This is a genomic window from Streptomyces sp. NPDC058195 (genome assembly GCF_042883525.1).
Taxonomy (GTDB): domain Bacteria; phylum Actinomycetota; class Actinomycetes; order Streptomycetales; family Streptomycetaceae; genus Streptomyces.
In genome coordinates, this window is sequence record NZ_JBHVVM010000018.1 from 8,569 (window position 1) to 23,426 (window position 14,858).

Below are 14,858 nucleotides of genomic sequence, written 5' to 3' on the forward strand. Positions count from 1 at the left end.
TCGTGACCCGTTACCCATGGGGGTGCGCCGCCGGGGGGGGGGGGGCTTGTCGTACGGCGGGGGGGGGGGGGGGGGGGGGCGCGCGGGGGGGGGCCCGGCGCGCCGCCTCCCCGTCACAGGTGGGCGAGCTTCTCCAGCACGGGTGCGGCCTTGCGAAGCGTCTCCCACTCCTCCTCGTCCAGGCCTTCGGCGAGGGCGGTCAGCCAGGCGTTCCGCTTGGAGCGGCTCTCCTCGAGCATGGCCTCGGCCTGCTCGGTCTGGCTGACCACCTTCTGGCGACGGTCATCGGGGTGCGGTTCCAGTCTGACGAGGCCCTTCGCTTCCAGCAGCGCGACGATGCGGGTCATCGACGGAGGCTGTACGTGCTCCTTGCGGGCCAGCTCGCCCGGGGTGGCCGAGCCGCACCTGGCGAGCGTGCCGAGCACCGACATCTCGGTGGGGCTCAGCGACTCGTCGACGCGCTGGTGCTTGAGGCGCCGGCTGAGCAGCATCACGGCGGAGCGGAGGGAGCTCACGGCGGCGGCACTGTCGCCGTCGTGGATCAGGTCAGGCATGTTCATTAGCGTAACTCATTACTCAATCTAAAGACCATTCGTGGTACACGCGCGGTGGGCACTTCGCCCAATCCCTCACTCGAACGAGTGAGTCACCTCCGGAAAGTGACACGGGACGGCGCAGCGGAACGTAACTCTGCTGGCCATGGGATCGACTGTGCTCAGTCTGCGGGTGGACGGCGAGCTGCTCGACCGGCTCCGGCAGCATGCCGCAAAACGCGGAATGAGCGTCCAGGACTACGTGGTCCGGACGCTCATTCGCGATGACTTCGACGAGCGCTTCAAGGCGGCCGTCGACGAGACGGAGAAGTTCTACGGCCCCGAGGGCCGCAAGGGCTCCGGGGGGCTTACGTGAGGCCGAGGGCCGGCATCGCGTAGTAGAAGACGAAGACCGCGGAGACCACGTACATCGGGATCGGCACCTCGCGCCAGCGGCCCGCGACCACGCGCAGCACGGAGAAGGAGATGAAGCCGATGCCGATGCCGTTGGTGATCGAGTAGGTGAACGGCATCATGAGCATGGCGAGGAAGGCCGGGATGGAGAGCGTGTAGTCGCTCCAGTCGATGTCCCGCACCGAGCCCGAGATGATCAGGAAGCCCACCGCCAGCAGCGCGGGGGTGGCCGCCTGCGAGGGGACCATGGTCGCGAGCGGGGTGAAGAACAGCGCCGCGGTGAACAGCAGCCCCGTCACGATGCTGGCGAAGCCGGTACGGGCTCCCTCGCCGACGCCCGCCGTGGACTCCACGAAGCAGGTGGTGGCCGAGGAGGAGCTGCCGCCGCCCGCGGCGACCGCGATGCCGTCCACGAACAGCACCTTGTTGATGCCGGGGAAGTTGCCGTCGGCGTCCGTCAGCTTGGCCTCGTCGCCGACGCCGAGGATGGTGCCCATCGCGTCGAAGAAGCAGGACAGCAGCACGGTGAAGACGAACAGGATGCCGGTGAGCAGGCCCACCTTGCTGAAGCCGCCGAACAGGCTGGCCTCGCCGATCAGCCCGAAGTCCGGGGTGGCGACCGGGTTGCCCGGCCACTGCGGGACGGTCAGGCCCCACGAACCGGCCGGCAGGTCGGCGACGGCGTCGATGATCACCGCGACGACCGTCATCGCGACGATGGAGATCAGGATCGCGCCCGGCACCTTGCGGACGATCAGCCCGAGGGTGAGCAGCGCGCCCAGGACGAAGACCAGGACCGGCCAGCCGTTGAGGTGACCGTCGCCGCCGAGCTGGAGCGGCACGGTGGTGTGCGCGATGTCCGGGATGCGGGAGACGAAGCCCGAGTCGACCAGACCGATCAGCAGGATGAAGAGGCCGATGCCGATCGCGATGCCCTTGCGGAGCGAGGTCGGTACGGCGTGCATCACGCGTTCCCGGAGCCCGGTCGCGACCAGCAGCATGACCACGATGCCCGCGAGGACGACCATGCCCATCGCGTCCGGCCAGCTCATCCGGGGGGCGAGCTGGAGGGCCACGACGGTGTTGACGCCGAGACCGGCCGCCAGGGCGATCGGCACGTTGCCGATGACACCCATCAGGAGGGTCGAGAACGCGGCGGTCAGCACGGTGGCGGTGACCAGCTGGCCACTGTCCAGCTGATGGCCGTACATGTCCTTGGCGCTGCCGAGGATGATCGGGTTCAGCACGATGATGTACGCCATCGCGAAGAACGTCGCGAATCCGCCGCGGATCTCGCGGGCTACCGACGACCCCCGCTCGGAAATCTTGAAGAAACGGTCCAGACCGTTCTGCGGCTGAGGAGCCGCAGGCTGCTGGGCGTCGACCGGAGCGGTGGCCGAGGGGGACATGTATGACCTCAGTCGTACGTAGTTGGGGAGAAAAGAGAGAGATTTGGACGTTCTAACGAACAAATCAAGTCATTATTGAGCAGGTTCAGTATGAATACATGAGACGAAGATCGCTATCTCCGCGCGTAGAACATGTGTGACCTGCACAGGAAGAGCGTCGGCAGGTTCTCGGAACGGCCCCGAGAGGACTCCGGAGGACCCCGGGAGGCCTCCCGCGGGGTTCAAAGGGCCCCGCGGAAGCCTTCGGGGACGCCTCGGACAGGGGCCCCATACACTGAGCCCATGGCGAAGTGGACACCGAAGCACGAGGCACCCGAGCCCCTGGAGGGGCCCGTCGTCGCCACCATCACCGGCGGCACGATCCTCTGGTTCGTCCTCTTCCTGGTCCAGATCCCGTTCTACGGCTGGTTCGACGACCACGGGCACCTGTGGTGGGTGTGGACCTGCCTGGCCGGTGCGGGACTCGGCCTGATCGGCATCTGGTACGTGCGCAAGCGCGACGCGGCGATCAAGCGGGCGGCGTCCGCCGGGGGCGCCCCGGGCGCGACCGCCGCCTGAAGCACCTCCCAGCAGCGCGTACGCCTTCGCCGCCTCCTGGTCCCCTAGGGTCTTTCGTTTGGATCAGGCTGGATCAGGGAGCGGGGGCTGGTGCGTGCAGCTGCAAGGCGGAGGAAGGAGCCGACGCGGAGCGTCGGTGACTGACGACAACGCGGCAGATGTGCGTGCCGGCCCCCGCGAGCCCGGCATGATCCAAACGAGAGGCCCTAGGAGCGTTGTACTACCCGCACACCGGGTTCCGCGTACCCCCACAGGACCATTCGCCGTGGGATCAGTCCTCCGCCGGTCTGATCTTCGGACCGGCCGGTGGGTGATCCTGGCCATCTGCCCGTACCGTCGAAACCATGACGCAGCGGGCATCGAATCCCTCCGATGAGCAGACCCCGGACATAGCGGGCTCCACCGGCCTCCCCGGCATCCCCGGATCGGCGACGATCGACGCCGGGGCCGAACTGGACCCGGTCCACCCAGTGGGGCTGCCGGCCCCGGCGGTGAACCCCCGCGGGCTGAGCGCGGCGGAGGTCGCGGAGCGGATCGCCCGCGGTGAGGTGAACGACGTCCCCGTGCGCTCGTCCCGCTCGCTGCGCGAGATCGTGCGGGCCAACGTCTTCACCCGGTTCAACCTGATCATCGGCGTGCTCTGGCTGATCATGCTGTTCGTCGCGCCGTTCCAGGACAGCCTCTTCGGTTTCGTGATCATCGCGAACACCGGCATCGGCATCATCCAGGAGTGGCGGGCCAAGAAGACCCTGGACTCCCTCGCGGTCATCGGCGAGGCGAAGCCCACGGTGCGGCGGGACGGGGTCGCGGCCGAGATCTCCACCTCCGAGATCGTCCTCGGGGACCTCATCGAACTGGGCCCCGGCGACAAGGCCGTGGTGGACGGCACGGTCGCCGAGGCCGACGGGCTGGAGATCGACGAATCACTGCTCACCGGTGAGGCCGACCCGGTGCTGAAGCGGCCCGGCGACCCGGTCATGTCCGGCAGTTTCGTGGTCTCCGGCGGCGGCGCGTTCACCGCCACCAAGGTCGGCCGCGAGGCCTACGCCGCCCAGCTCGCCGAGGAGGCGTCCCGCTTCACGCTCGTCCAGTCCGAGCTGCGCACCGGCATCTCCACGATCCTCAAGTACGTCACCTGGATGATGGTGCCGACCGCGCTCGGCCTGGTCATCAGCCAGCTGGTCGTCAAGGACAACAACATCAAGGAGTCGATCGCCCGGACCGTCGGCGGCATCGTCCCGATGATCCCCGAGGGCCTGGTGCTGCTGACCTCCGTCGCCTTCGCGATCGGGGTGGTGCGGCTCGGCCGCAGGCAGTGCCTGGTGCAGGAGCTGCCCGCCATCGAGGGACTGGCCCGGGTCGACGTCGTCTGCCTGGACAAGACCGGCACCCTCACCGAGGGCGGCATGGACGTCACCGAGGTACGGACGCTGGGCGGCGCCGACGAGGCGTACGTCAGCGGTGTGCTCGGTGCCCTCGGCTCCTCCGACCCCCGCCCCAACGCCAGCCTCCAGGCCATCGTGGACGCCTACCCGGACACCGGGTCCTGGCGGTGCACCGGGACGCTGCCGTTCTCCTCGGCCCGCAAGTACAGCGGCGCGGCCTTCGACGAGGGGGCGGGCTCCGGCGAGTCCACCTGGCTGCTCGGCGCCCCGGACGTACTGCTGCCCGAGCAGGACCCGGCGCTCGACGAGATCGACCAGCTGAACCAGCAGGGCCTGCGGGTGCTGCTGCTGGCCCGCGCGCGGGGCCCGCTGGACGGCCCGGACGTGGCCGACAGGGCCGTACCGACCGCCCTGGTCGTCCTGGAGCAGCGGCTGCGGCCGGACGCCGAGAAGACCCTGGCGTACTTCGCGGACCAGCGGGTCGCCATCAAGGTGATCTCCGGCGACAACGCGGTCTCGGTCGGCGCGGTCGCCGCGAAACTGGGCCTGAAGGGCGCCGAGCACACCCTGGACGCGCGCCGCCTGCCCACCGACCCGGACGAGATGGCCACCGCCGTGGAGGAGAACGCGGTCTTCGGCCGGGTGACCCCGCAGCAGAAGCGCGACATGGTCGCCGCCCTCCAGTCCCGCGGCCACACCGTCGCGATGACCGGCGACGGCGTCAACGACGTACTGGCGCTGAAGGACTCCGACATCGGCGTGTCCATGGGCTCGGGCTCCGAGGCGACCCGGGCGGTCGCCCAGATCGTGCTGCTGAACAACAGCTTCGCGACGCTGCCGTCCGTGGTCGCCGAGGGCCGCCGGGTGATCGGCAACATCACCCGGGTCGCCACCCTGTTCCTGACCAAGACCGTCTACTCGGTGCTGCTGGCGATCCTGGTGGTCTGCTCCCAGGTCGACTACCCGTTCCTGCCCCGCCACCTGACCCTGCTGTCCACGCTGACGATCGGCGTACCGGCGTTCTTCCTGGCCCTCGCGCCCAACACGGAACGCGCCCACCCGCACTTCGTGCGCCGGGTCATGCGGTACGCGATCCCGTCCGGCGTCATCGCGGCCCTCGCGACCTTCGCGACGTATCTGATCGCCCGGCACCACTACACCGGCCCGAACGCCCTCGACGCCGAGACCAGCGCGGCCACGCTCACGCTGTTCCTGGTCTCGATGTGGGTGCTGGCGATCATCGCCCGCCCGTACACCTGGTGGCGGATCTGCCTGGTGCTGACGATGGGGCTGGCGTTCCTGGTGGTGCTGGTGGTGCCGTGGCTCCAGGAGTTCTTCGCGCTGAAGCTGGTGGGCACCACGATGCCGTGGGCCGCGGTGGGGATCGCGGTGGTGGCGTCGGCCGCGCTGGAGTACGCCTGGCGGCTGGTCGGACGGCGCTTCCCCTCCTGAGGACACGGCGACGGGCGGTCCCCCTGTGCGGGGGGCCGCCCGTCGTCGCTTCGCGTGACTACTTCACGTCGACGAAGTCACCGGCGGTGGTGACGGCCGGGGTGGTGGACGTACCGGCGAAGCTGTAGCGCCAGTAGCCGTCGGCCGCGGCCTTGACCGTGGTCTTCAGCGCACCGGTGCCGCTGGTCCTGATGGTCTTGACGGTGGTGTAGGTGGAGCTGTTCTTCTTGCGGAACTGGAGCTTCACCGACTGGGTCGCGTAACCGTGGTACGCGTGGTCCTCCCAGTTGGCCCGGGAGAGCTTGCCGGTGACGGTGAGGGTCCTGCCCTTCTTCACCGGCTCCGGCGAGGCGTTGACCGTCAGCTTCGAGAGACGCTGGACCCTCGCGGTCGAGGCGAAGTCGGAGGAGGTGTCGGAGCCGTCCACGGCGCGGGCGCCCGCCAGGACGTGCCAGGTGCCCGCCAGCGTGTTCTTCGGCAGGTCGCGCCGGGGATCGACGGTGAGGGTGAGCGAGCAGGTGCTGGTGGTGGCGCTCGCCGCCTTGCAGGTCGCCCCGTCCTCGTTCGGCAGCAGGACGGCCTCCAGACCCTCCTCCTGGTCCTTGCCGTGCCACAGGAGCAGCCAGCCGGTGGCGATGCCGGAGGCGTGCGAGGCGGTGACCGAGACGGTGACGGTGCGCGGGGCCGTCGTCCCCAGGACGATGTCCTTGCCGCCGTTGACGGTGATCCGGGAGACGACGGGGGCGGCCGGCGCGGCGTGCGCCGGGACGGTGAGCGCGGGCAGGGTGGACAGGGCCAGGGCGCCGAAGGCCGCGGTGGCGGCGGAACGCAGGCTCATGAATCTCTCCGTGGGGTGGGGCCGGGAAGGCGACGGACACGGAACGGCGGTGCATACACGTACGCAGCGGGGCCCTCGGCGAGGGATTCCGCTGCGTACGGGTGAGACAGGCGGGGCGGCCGGTGGACCGCCCCGGTACCGCGTGACGGACTACTTCACGTCGACGAAGTCACCGGCGGCGCTGACGGCCGGGGTGGTGGACGTGCCGGCGAAGCTGTAGCGCCAGTAGCCGTCGGCCGCGGCCTTGACCGTGGTCTTCAGCGCACCGGTGCTGCTGGTCTTGATGGTCTTGACGGTGGTGTAGGTGGAGCTGTTCTTCTTGCGGAACTGGAGCTTCACCGACTGGGTGGCGTAACCGTGGTACTTCAGGTCGTCCCAGTTGGCCCGGGAGAGCTTGCCGGTGACGGTGAGGGTCTTGCCCTTCTTCACCGGCTCCGGCGAGGCGTTGACCGTCAGCTTCGAGAAGCGCTGGAGCTTGTTGCTGCCCAGGCTGTCCTGGAGGGCCCAGCCGATCTGGGACGGGTCTGCGCTCTCCGGGTCCTGGCCGTTGAAGTCGACGGCCACTCCGCCGACCTTCCAGGTGGTGGCGTCGCTGTTGCTGTACAGGTCGTAGACCGGCGAGATCGCGATCCGGCCGGTGCAGTTGGCGACCGTGGCGGACACCTTCTTGCAGGTCGGCGCGGTGTCCCCGTACAGCTCGTTGACCGGCTCGTCGAACGAACCACGGTAGAGCGAGACGTCGAGCACGAAGCCCGGGGCGAAGATGTCGATGTCCGCGGCGTGCGTCACGGTGAACGAGGTCGCCACCTTCTTCGTGGCGGAGGTGCCCACGGCGATCGCCTTGCCGGCGTTGACCTTGACCTTCGAGAAGGTGAGGTCCAGCTCGCCCACGCTGTTGGTGGCGGCGAGGGAACGGGCACCGGCCTTGGCGGCGGAGCCGGTCTGGGCCGCACGGGCGACATCGGCGACGGAGCCGGTCGCGCGGTGCGCGTCGTCGGCCTGCGCGGCGGACGGAACGACGAGGGCGGAGAGGGCCAGGGCGCCGCTGACAGCGGCCACAGTGGCACGAATACGCATGTTCATTCCCCACGTTGGAGAAGGACCCGCGGGGCGTGTGCGCCTCCGCGGGGCCAAGATCGTCTGCGAGGTCTGGTGACCTCACAGATCAGACCCTCAACAAACGTGAAGGGTTGTGCGACGCTTGCGAATTTCTTGCGAAGATCGCATAATCGCGCGGCTCCGGTCCGCTCGAACCGGCGCCCCCGGCTCGGCCGGACCGACCGCCCCAGACCGACCGCCCCGAACCAGCGGTCGGGGGCCAGCGGTCGGGGCCAGAGGCCGGGGCCAGCGGTCCCGGCTCAGTCGAACCAGCGGTCCCGGGCCAGCTCCTCCGTACGGGACGGGTCCTCCAGCAGCGCCGCGACCTCGAAGCGCCGCGGCCACTGCCCCGCCGCCCAGGCCAGTCCCGCCGCGACGCCCTCCAGCGTCGCGGCGTGCACCGTGCCGTCGGGCGTACGCCGCCAGTCCAGCTCGACGCCGCCCGCGCGCAGTTCGCCGTGCTCCACGTACACCTCCGGCGTGCCCGCGCCGAGCAGCACCCGCACCGGCTCCGGTACGCGGTGCTCCTCGCCCTCCGTCGTCACCTCCGCCGCCACGCTCTCGCCGAGCCGTCGCACCTGGAGCAACTCGGCCAGCTCCGCCGCGCGGTCCGGGGCGACCGGAAGCAGCGGCATCCCGGCGGTGAGCGGCAGCAGGTCCGGGGCGTCCGCGATCACCGCGTCCGCCGCGTCCACCACCCGCACCTCGCCGTCGACCACGGCCCGCAGCTCGTCCGGCAGCGTGACCTGCTCCGGGTCCAGACCGGCCAGCGCCGTGTACAGCGCGTGCAGCTGTACGGGGCCGACCGGACGTTCCGGCTCCGCGAGCCGCCCCAGGAGTTCGGCGGCGCCGCCCGGCTCGTCGAGCAGCGCGGCCACGGACGTCCGTACGCCGAGGGCGCGCAGCACCTGCGCGTCGTCGAAGCCGGTCGCGTCCGCCGCGTCGTACAGCCCGGCCAGCAGCGGGTCGCCGCCCGCGGCGCGCAGCCCGGCGGGGCGGCGGCCGTCGAGCACCGGGTGGTCGCGCAGCCACCAGGCGGTGTAGGAGCGGACGGACTGCGTGGTGCCGTCCGGGAGCAGCACCCGCACCGGCTGGGTCAGCGCGTCGCGCAGCGGCGGGCGGGCGAGCAGGGCGAGCGCCTGCGGCCAGGCGTCGTCGGCGACCAGATCGAGGTCGCGGACGGCGACGATCTCGGTGGCGACCGGCGGTACCGGGCTGTCGGGAAGGCGGTCCAGGACGTCCTCGCACCACACGTCGACGGCGTCCAGCAGTCCGGCGTCGTCGGTCTCGGCGAAGTCGCCGTCACGGGGTTCGAGTTCGTCCGGGTCGAGGACCACGTCGGTGGCGCGGACGAGGGCGAAGGTGGCGAGCACCCCGCAGGCGGTGAGCGGCTGCTCGCCCCACTGGTCGGCCAGCTCCTGGTCGACCAGGGCCAGTTCGCCCTCGCGCATGACGGCGGCGAAGGGGCTGTCCGCGAGGACGAGTTCACCGGCGGGGGCCGGTTCGCCGTCCTCGTCGGGGAGGGCGAGCGCGCCCAGCCAGGGTTCGTCGCCGGGGGCCAGATCGGCGTCCCGCACCAGAGTGAGGACGGTCTCGGCGAGCTCGTCGGCATCCAGCCCGTCCTCGTCCCAGATCTCGCCCGCGTCCAGCGATCCGGCGACGGCGGCCCGCACCTGCGGAGTCGTCAGCACGGCGCGCGGGGTGGCGGGCAGGGCGCCCAGCTTCTCCAGCAGCGGATGCGCGGCGTCCGGGTGGGCGACCTTCAGCCCGAGCCGGGCGAGCCGGGCCAGGACCGGGCCGGAGAGGGCGTCGGGCAGCGGGAGGAGGACCTGGCGCGGGCCGAGGGCGGTGCGGGGCAGCACCGGGGCCCCGGACCCGGCGGCCTCCGGCCCCTCCGCCCCGGACCCGGCGGTCCCCGGCGTCCCGGCCAGCGGCACGGGCAGGCCGGAGAGGCGGTCCGGGTCGATGCCGGACAGGCTGTCGTAGAGCCGCCGCCACCAGCCGGGCTCGCGCTCCAGTCCGGCCAGCCGGTCGATCGCCTCGGTCAGCGGCACCCGGGCGATCCCCAGCGTGCGCAGTTCGCCGCGGCGCTCCAGACCGGCGGGCAGCAGGCACGGCAGCACCTCGGCGAGCACCCGTACGGTCTCGGCGCCGACGCCCTCCAGCAGCTCGGCCTCGACGGGGCGCAGCGCCCCGGTGTCCTCATCGGCGAGGGGCACGTCCGCCGGGGCGTCCTCCCCCCAGCCGTCCCAGCGCCCGTCCCCGGCGGCGGTGTCGCGCGCGACCGCGGGGGCCAGGAACGCGATGCGCGGCAGCCGCTCCAGGATCGCGGCGCGCAGCATCCCGTCCAGCTCGCCGGTGCCGAGCGGGCCGGGAACGAGGTCGACGGTGCCCACGGACACCGGCCGCCAGGCGGCGAGCAGTTCGCCGTACGCGTCGGCGGCGCGCCGCACCAGGAAGTCGGTGAGCGGTCCCGGGGCGAAGTGGCGGCGGGCGGTGTCCAGCGGCAGCGAGGCGATGAGCAGCGCGGGAATGCCGAGGGGTTCGTCGGTGGGGGTCGGCGCGTGGACGACGGGGAGGGTGCGGGGGCGGACCGGGGCGCCGTCCTCGTCCACCGGGACCGCCCAGGTGACCGACCAGTGCGGGCGCAGCCGTTCCTCGCGGGGGCGGTCGGCGAGCAGCGCGGGCTCGACGGGGCCGTGGTGGGTGACGGTGCGCCAGCGGTTCGTCCCGCGCGCGGAGTCCTCGACGTGGATGTACGGGCCGTGCTCGGTGCGGCGCAGGGTGCGTACGGTCCCGGGGGTCTCGATCACGATCTCTTCGAGGCCGCGCAGGGTGAGCAGCAGGGCGTCGTCGACCGCGGCGAGCAGCCGGTCCACCAGGTCCTCGGCGCCGCCGTCACGCAGCGGGAGGACGACGACGGTGTCGTAGCCGTCCGGCGCGGTGCCCTCGGCGGGGAGCGGGAGCCGGAGCAGCGGTACGTGGCCGTCGCGGCGGCGCAGTTCGTCGCCGAGCCCGGGGCTGGCGACGGCGGTCCGGGCGGCCAGGTCGCGGGCCTCGGCGAGGGACCAGCGGACGCCGCCGTGCCGTCCGATCACGGCGGGCTCGTCGCTGACCGCGAGGACCGCGGCGAAGCCGACGCCGAACCGGCCCACCGCGCCCTCGTGCCCCTCCCGCTTGGCGGAGGCACGGAGCGTGGACAGCGACTCGACTCCGGTGGCGTCCAGCGGTGCCCCGGTGTTGGCGGCGGCGAGGATCGCGGGCGCGTCCGGGGCTGCGGGACGCAGGGTGAGGCGGAGGCGGCCGGGGACACCGGCGCGGGCGGCGGCGTCGGCGGCGTTCTGGGCCAGCTCGACGACCAGGCGGTCGCGGTAGCCGCCGAGGGCCAGGTCCTCCTCCGCGTTGGCGTCCTCGCGGAAGCGGGCGGGGCCCGCACCCCAGGAGTCGAGCACTCCGCGGCGCAGCCGCGCGGTGCCGAACGGGTCGGCCCCCTCGGTCGCATTCATGCCCACGCTCTGCTCCGCTCTTTCCGGTCTCCGGTCACGCACGGCCCATGCGGCCCAGTGTGCGCCCGAAGGTACCGGGTCCTCGCGCCGTGCGTGGCCACGGGACAGCGCATCGACCGCTTCGCGCGGTCGCGGAGCGCGCGTCCGTACGGGCCGGTACGCGGGACCGGCGCGGAACGCCGTACGCGGGACCGGCGGGAAGCGGGGCGTGCCGCGTCCGCACCGCCCCGTACGCCGTACGCGGGGCCGACGGGGAGCGGGGGCCCCGTGGGGCGCCCCGCGCGGCCCCGGGGCCTACGAGTGCCCGAGGTCCTCCGTGGGGGCGTCGGCCTCCGCCGGGACCGAGCCGGAGTCGCGGGCCGGGCGCAGCGGGTACTCGTCCACCTGCATCGTGTCCAGCGCGTGCGGCGCCGGCTTCGGCGGCTTCGGCATCACCGCGGCCTCGGAGTGCCCGCCACAGCCGTACGAGAGCGAGACGACCCGCCCGTCGGCCGGACCGAACTCGTTGGCGCAGACCCCGAACGCCTGCCGGAGCGACCCGGCCAGCGGCACCAGGAAGGCGCAGGAGGCACAGGAGGCCGGGGCGGCCTGGGCCATCGGTGTCTTGGCGCCGAACTCCTCGTCCCAGCGGTCGGCGGCCGTGTGCAGCCCGTACCGGGACAGCACCCGGGCCCGCCGCATGCCGAGCTCGTCGGCGACCGCCGCGATCGAACCCCGGTCCGCCGTCGCGGGCCGCGTGGTCAGCTCCGCGTCCTCCGCGTCGACCCGGTCGGCCAGCTCGCGGGAGACCTCGGGAACCGCGGAGTTCGGCGGCGGCTCGTCGGCGCCGGTGTAGCCGGGCTCCAGGCGGAGGTCGTCCGCCTCGGTGGGCAGCAGGTCGCCGGGGCCCATGTCGCCGGGGCGCAGCCGCTCGCTCCACGGCACCCACTCGGGGGCGAGCAGGGCGTCGCTGCCGGGCAGCAACACCGTTTCGTCAATGGTCACGTACTTGGCGCGGGAGGCCCTGGCAACGGTCACCGCCCAGCGCCAGCCCCGGTAGCCGGGCTCCTTGCACTCGAAGAAGTGCGTGACGACCCGGTCCCCCTCGGGGACCACGGCGACATGCTCGCCCACGATCCCCGGGGCGGCAGCCTCCTCTGCGGCCGCGCGGGCCAGGTCTACCGCCTCGGCGCACAGGCGGTCGGGAACGGGGGTACGGGCCGTACGGCTTCGCGTCGTCGCAGCACTCACAGGTCTCGCTTCTCTCCTACGCCAGTCTCACGAGCGCCGCCAGCACTTCCATCGGTTTCGGCCGTGACGGACGCGGGCGGAGCGGACCTGGGGGCCGCGTCGACGTCCACACCCGTTGCTGCCTGCCTCGGGCACACCTTTCGCAACCCATTCTGCGGGATCGCCGAGAGGCGCGCGGCCGAGAACAATCGCCGGTGGCGCGCTACGCACGCTACCCTCTCCGCCGCGCCCCGCCCACCTGCCCGTCCCAAACAAGGCCGTATCCGGTGTCGTGTCCCGGACGCGCCCCGCGCGAACGCCCCGCCGTCCCGCACGCGAACGCCCTGGCGACCCGCGCGGGTGCGCCGGGCCGGGCAGGCGCCGCCCGGCCCGGCGCACCGGCCCGGAGACTGGCCCGACAGGGCGGAGCGTGCCGCGCGCCCCGTACCGAAGCCCGTATGCCCCCACCGCCTCTGGGGCACTATGACGACGTGGCTGCCGCCAGGTCGCACCAGGACCCCGGACCGCTCCGCAGGACGGGCCGGGCGGTCGGACGCGCCCTGGGCGCCCCGTTCACCGGCACCGCCCGGAGCATCCGCAGGGCGACGCACGCCCACGGCGCCGGGGAGTCCGGCCTCGGCAAGCTGATCGAGCTGCACGCCGTGAACGGCGCGGGCGACGTGATGATCACGGTCGCGCTCGCCTCGACGGTCTTCTTCTCCGTACCGACCGACGAGGCCCGCGGCCGGGTCGCCCTCTACCTCGCCGTGACGATGGCCCCGTTCACCCTCCTCGCCCCGGTGATCGGCCCGCTCCTGGACCGGCTGCCGCACGGCCGGCGGGCCGCGATGGCCGCGTCGATGCTGGCCCGCGCGGTGCTCGCGATCGCCCTCTCGGGCGCGGTCGCCACCGGCGGCCTGGAGCTGTACCCGGCCGCGCTGGGCGTCCTGGTCTGCTCGAAGGCGTACGGGGTGGTGCGCAGCGCCGTCGTGCCGCGTCTGCTGCCGCCGCGCTTCTCCCTGGTGAAGGCGAACTCCCGGGTGACCCTGGCCGGGCTCCTGGCGACCGGGATCGCCGCGCCGATCGGGGCCGGGCTCCAGACCGCCGGGACGGCCTGGCCGCTGTACGGGGCGTGCCTGATCTTCCTCTGCGGGACCGTGCTCGCCTTCACGCTGCCCGGCAAGGTCGACTCCGCGAAGGGCGAGCGCAAGGCCCTGCTGGTCCCGGCGCACGAGGGGGCGGTCCCCGGGCCGCGCACCCGGCGCACCCGGCGCAACGGGCGCAACGGCGAGAAGCGCCCCGGGCTGCGCTCCGTGGGCCCGTCCGTGCTGAACGGGCTCCAGGCCAACGCCGCGCACCGCGCGCTCTCCGGCTTCCTGATCTTCTTCCTCGCCTTTCTGCTGCGCGAGCACCCGTTCGCCGGGCAGAGCGCCGTCGTCTCGCTCGGCATCGTCGGTGTCGCCGCCGGGGCCGGGAACGCGATCGGTACAGCGGTCGGCTCCTGGCTCCGGGCCCGCGCCCCCGAGGCGATCGTCGTGGCGGTGCTGACCCTGGCGCTGGGGGCCGCCGTACTCTCCGCGCTCTTCTTCGGCACGGTGACGGTCGCCGCGCTCAGCGCCACCGCGGGCTTCACCCTGGCCCTGTCGAAGCTCTCGCTGGACGCGATGATCCAGCGCGACGTACCGGAGGAGGTGCGGGCCTCCGCGTTCGCCCGGTCCGAGACGGCGCTCCAGACGGCCTGGGTGGCCGGCGGCGGCATCGGCATCGCCCTGCCCCTCAACGGCGTACTGGGCATGTCGGTCGCGGCGGGCATCCTCGCCCTCGGCGCCGCAACGTCCGTAAGGGGTCTGGTGGGCGCCGCACGACGCGGATCGCCGCACCCCCGCGTGGCGTGAACCGGAGCGACCGATAGCCTTCGGCCCATGACCGTTGCGTTCTTCTCCGGTAAGGGCCGTCGAATCGGCGTCGCTCTTGGTGCCGTGTCCGCGGGACTCCTCGTCCTCTCCGCCTGCGACAAGCCGACGCCGCTCGCGACCGTAACGGTCGGCGGCAACTCGGTGAGCACCGAGGCCACCTGCTACAACGACGGCGAGGCCCTCAAGAAGTCCGAGTACCAGAGCTGCCTCAACAAGAAGGCGGAGAAGTCCGTCGAGGTCGCGATGGACGACAAGGTCCGCTTCGGCGTCGACCCCGAGATCGCGGACAACGGCTGGACCCTGTTCATCAACGGTCAGCAGGCCGAGCAGGAGCCGTACACCAAGACCTACCGGTCCATCTCGGGCAGCGCGTTCTTCTCCAGCCAGACCGGTGAGACCTCGGACAAGACGCAGATCTCCATCGTGGAGACCAAGGACAAGCAGCTGGTCGGCGTCTGGCACTTCGAGCTGAAGAAGTCCTCCTGACCTCTTCCCGGCCGCCTGCCGACCCTCTCCTGCCCTCCTCCTGACCCTGGAGAG

Annotated in this window: 11 protein-coding genes; 5 read left to right on the forward strand and 6 right to left on the reverse strand. The window is 72.4% G+C overall.

Annotated elements, in window-relative coordinates; genetic code table 11:
• Positions 1 to 113: 113 nt before the first annotated feature.
• On the reverse strand, positions 114 to 554 hold the full coding sequence (locus tag ACFVWY_RS22235) for a MarR family winged helix-turn-helix transcriptional regulator (protein ID WP_376687403.1): 441 nt from the start codon (positions 552 to 554) through the stop codon (positions 114 to 116).
• A 145-nt stretch (positions 555 to 699) separates the two neighbouring features.
• Between ACFVWY_RS22235 and ACFVWY_RS22240 the strand changes: the two genes are divergently transcribed.
• Positions 700 to 909: a ribbon-helix-helix protein, CopG family gene (locus ACFVWY_RS22240; RefSeq protein ID WP_389875085.1), complete on the forward strand. Its 210-nt coding sequence runs from the start codon at positions 700 to 702 to the stop codon at positions 907 to 909.
• Here the strand turns inward: ACFVWY_RS22240 and ACFVWY_RS22245 are convergent.
• Entirely contained in the window at positions 902 to 2,356 is a 1,455-nt protein-coding gene (locus ACFVWY_RS22245) for an NCS2 family permease (RefSeq protein ID WP_389875088.1), read from the reverse strand. The two genes, ACFVWY_RS22240 and ACFVWY_RS22245, sit on opposite strands and share 8 nt — an antisense overlap.
• A gap of 282 nt (positions 2,357 to 2,638) precedes the next feature.
• On the opposite strand from ACFVWY_RS22245, the gene ACFVWY_RS22250 reads away from it, so the two are divergent.
• Together ACFVWY_RS22250 and ACFVWY_RS22255 are read left to right on the forward strand one after the other, a co-directional pair.
• Entirely contained in the window at positions 2,639 to 2,914 is a 276-nt protein-coding gene (locus tag ACFVWY_RS22250) for a DUF2530 domain-containing protein (protein WP_389875091.1), read from the forward strand.
• A gap of 344 nt (positions 2,915 to 3,258) precedes the next feature.
• Positions 3,259 to 5,751, forward strand: coding sequence for an HAD-IC family P-type ATPase (locus tag ACFVWY_RS22255; protein ID WP_389875094.1), 2,493 nt, complete (start codon positions 3,259 to 3,261; stop codon positions 5,749 to 5,751).
• Between the two features lie 58 nt (positions 5,752 to 5,809).
• On the opposite strand, the gene ACFVWY_RS22260 is transcribed toward ACFVWY_RS22255, so the two are convergent.
• From ACFVWY_RS22260 to ACFVWY_RS22275, 4 genes are all read right to left on the reverse strand, one after another.
• Positions 5,810 to 6,589 carry a DUF5707 domain-containing protein gene (locus tag ACFVWY_RS22260; RefSeq protein WP_389875096.1) on the reverse strand — a complete coding sequence of 260 codons (780 nt, stop codon included), beginning with the start codon at positions 6,587 to 6,589 and terminating at the stop codon, positions 5,810 to 5,812.
• 150 nt (positions 6,590 to 6,739) lie between these two features.
• Positions 6,740 to 7,666, reverse strand: a complete 927-nt coding sequence (locus ACFVWY_RS22265; RefSeq protein ID WP_389875099.1) for a hypothetical protein — start codon at positions 7,664 to 7,666, stop codon at positions 6,740 to 6,742.
• A 281-nt stretch (positions 7,667 to 7,947) separates the two neighbouring features.
• Entirely contained in the window at positions 7,948 to 11,193 is a 3,246-nt protein-coding gene (locus ACFVWY_RS22270; RefSeq protein WP_389875102.1) for a sacsin N-terminal ATP-binding-like domain-containing protein, read from the reverse strand.
• A gap of 294 nt (positions 11,194 to 11,487) precedes the next feature.
• The gene (locus tag ACFVWY_RS22275; RefSeq protein ID WP_389875105.1) at positions 11,488 to 12,423 is read right to left on the reverse strand and encodes a DUF3027 domain-containing protein; all 936 of its coding nucleotides are present in this window, start codon (positions 12,421 to 12,423) and stop codon (positions 11,488 to 11,490) included.
• Between the two features lie 470 nt (positions 12,424 to 12,893).
• On the opposite strand from ACFVWY_RS22275, the gene ACFVWY_RS22280 reads away from it, so the two are divergent.
• On the forward strand, positions 12,894 to 14,297 hold the full coding sequence (locus tag ACFVWY_RS22280) for an MFS transporter (protein WP_389875108.1): 1,404 nt from the start codon (positions 12,894 to 12,896) through the stop codon (positions 14,295 to 14,297).
• A 27-nt stretch (positions 14,298 to 14,324) separates the two neighbouring features.
• Positions 14,325 to 14,804, forward strand: a complete 480-nt coding sequence (locus tag ACFVWY_RS22285) for a DUF2771 domain-containing protein (RefSeq protein ID WP_389875110.1) — start codon at positions 14,325 to 14,327, stop codon at positions 14,802 to 14,804.
• The last annotated feature ends 54 nt before the right edge of the window (positions 14,805 to 14,858 follow it).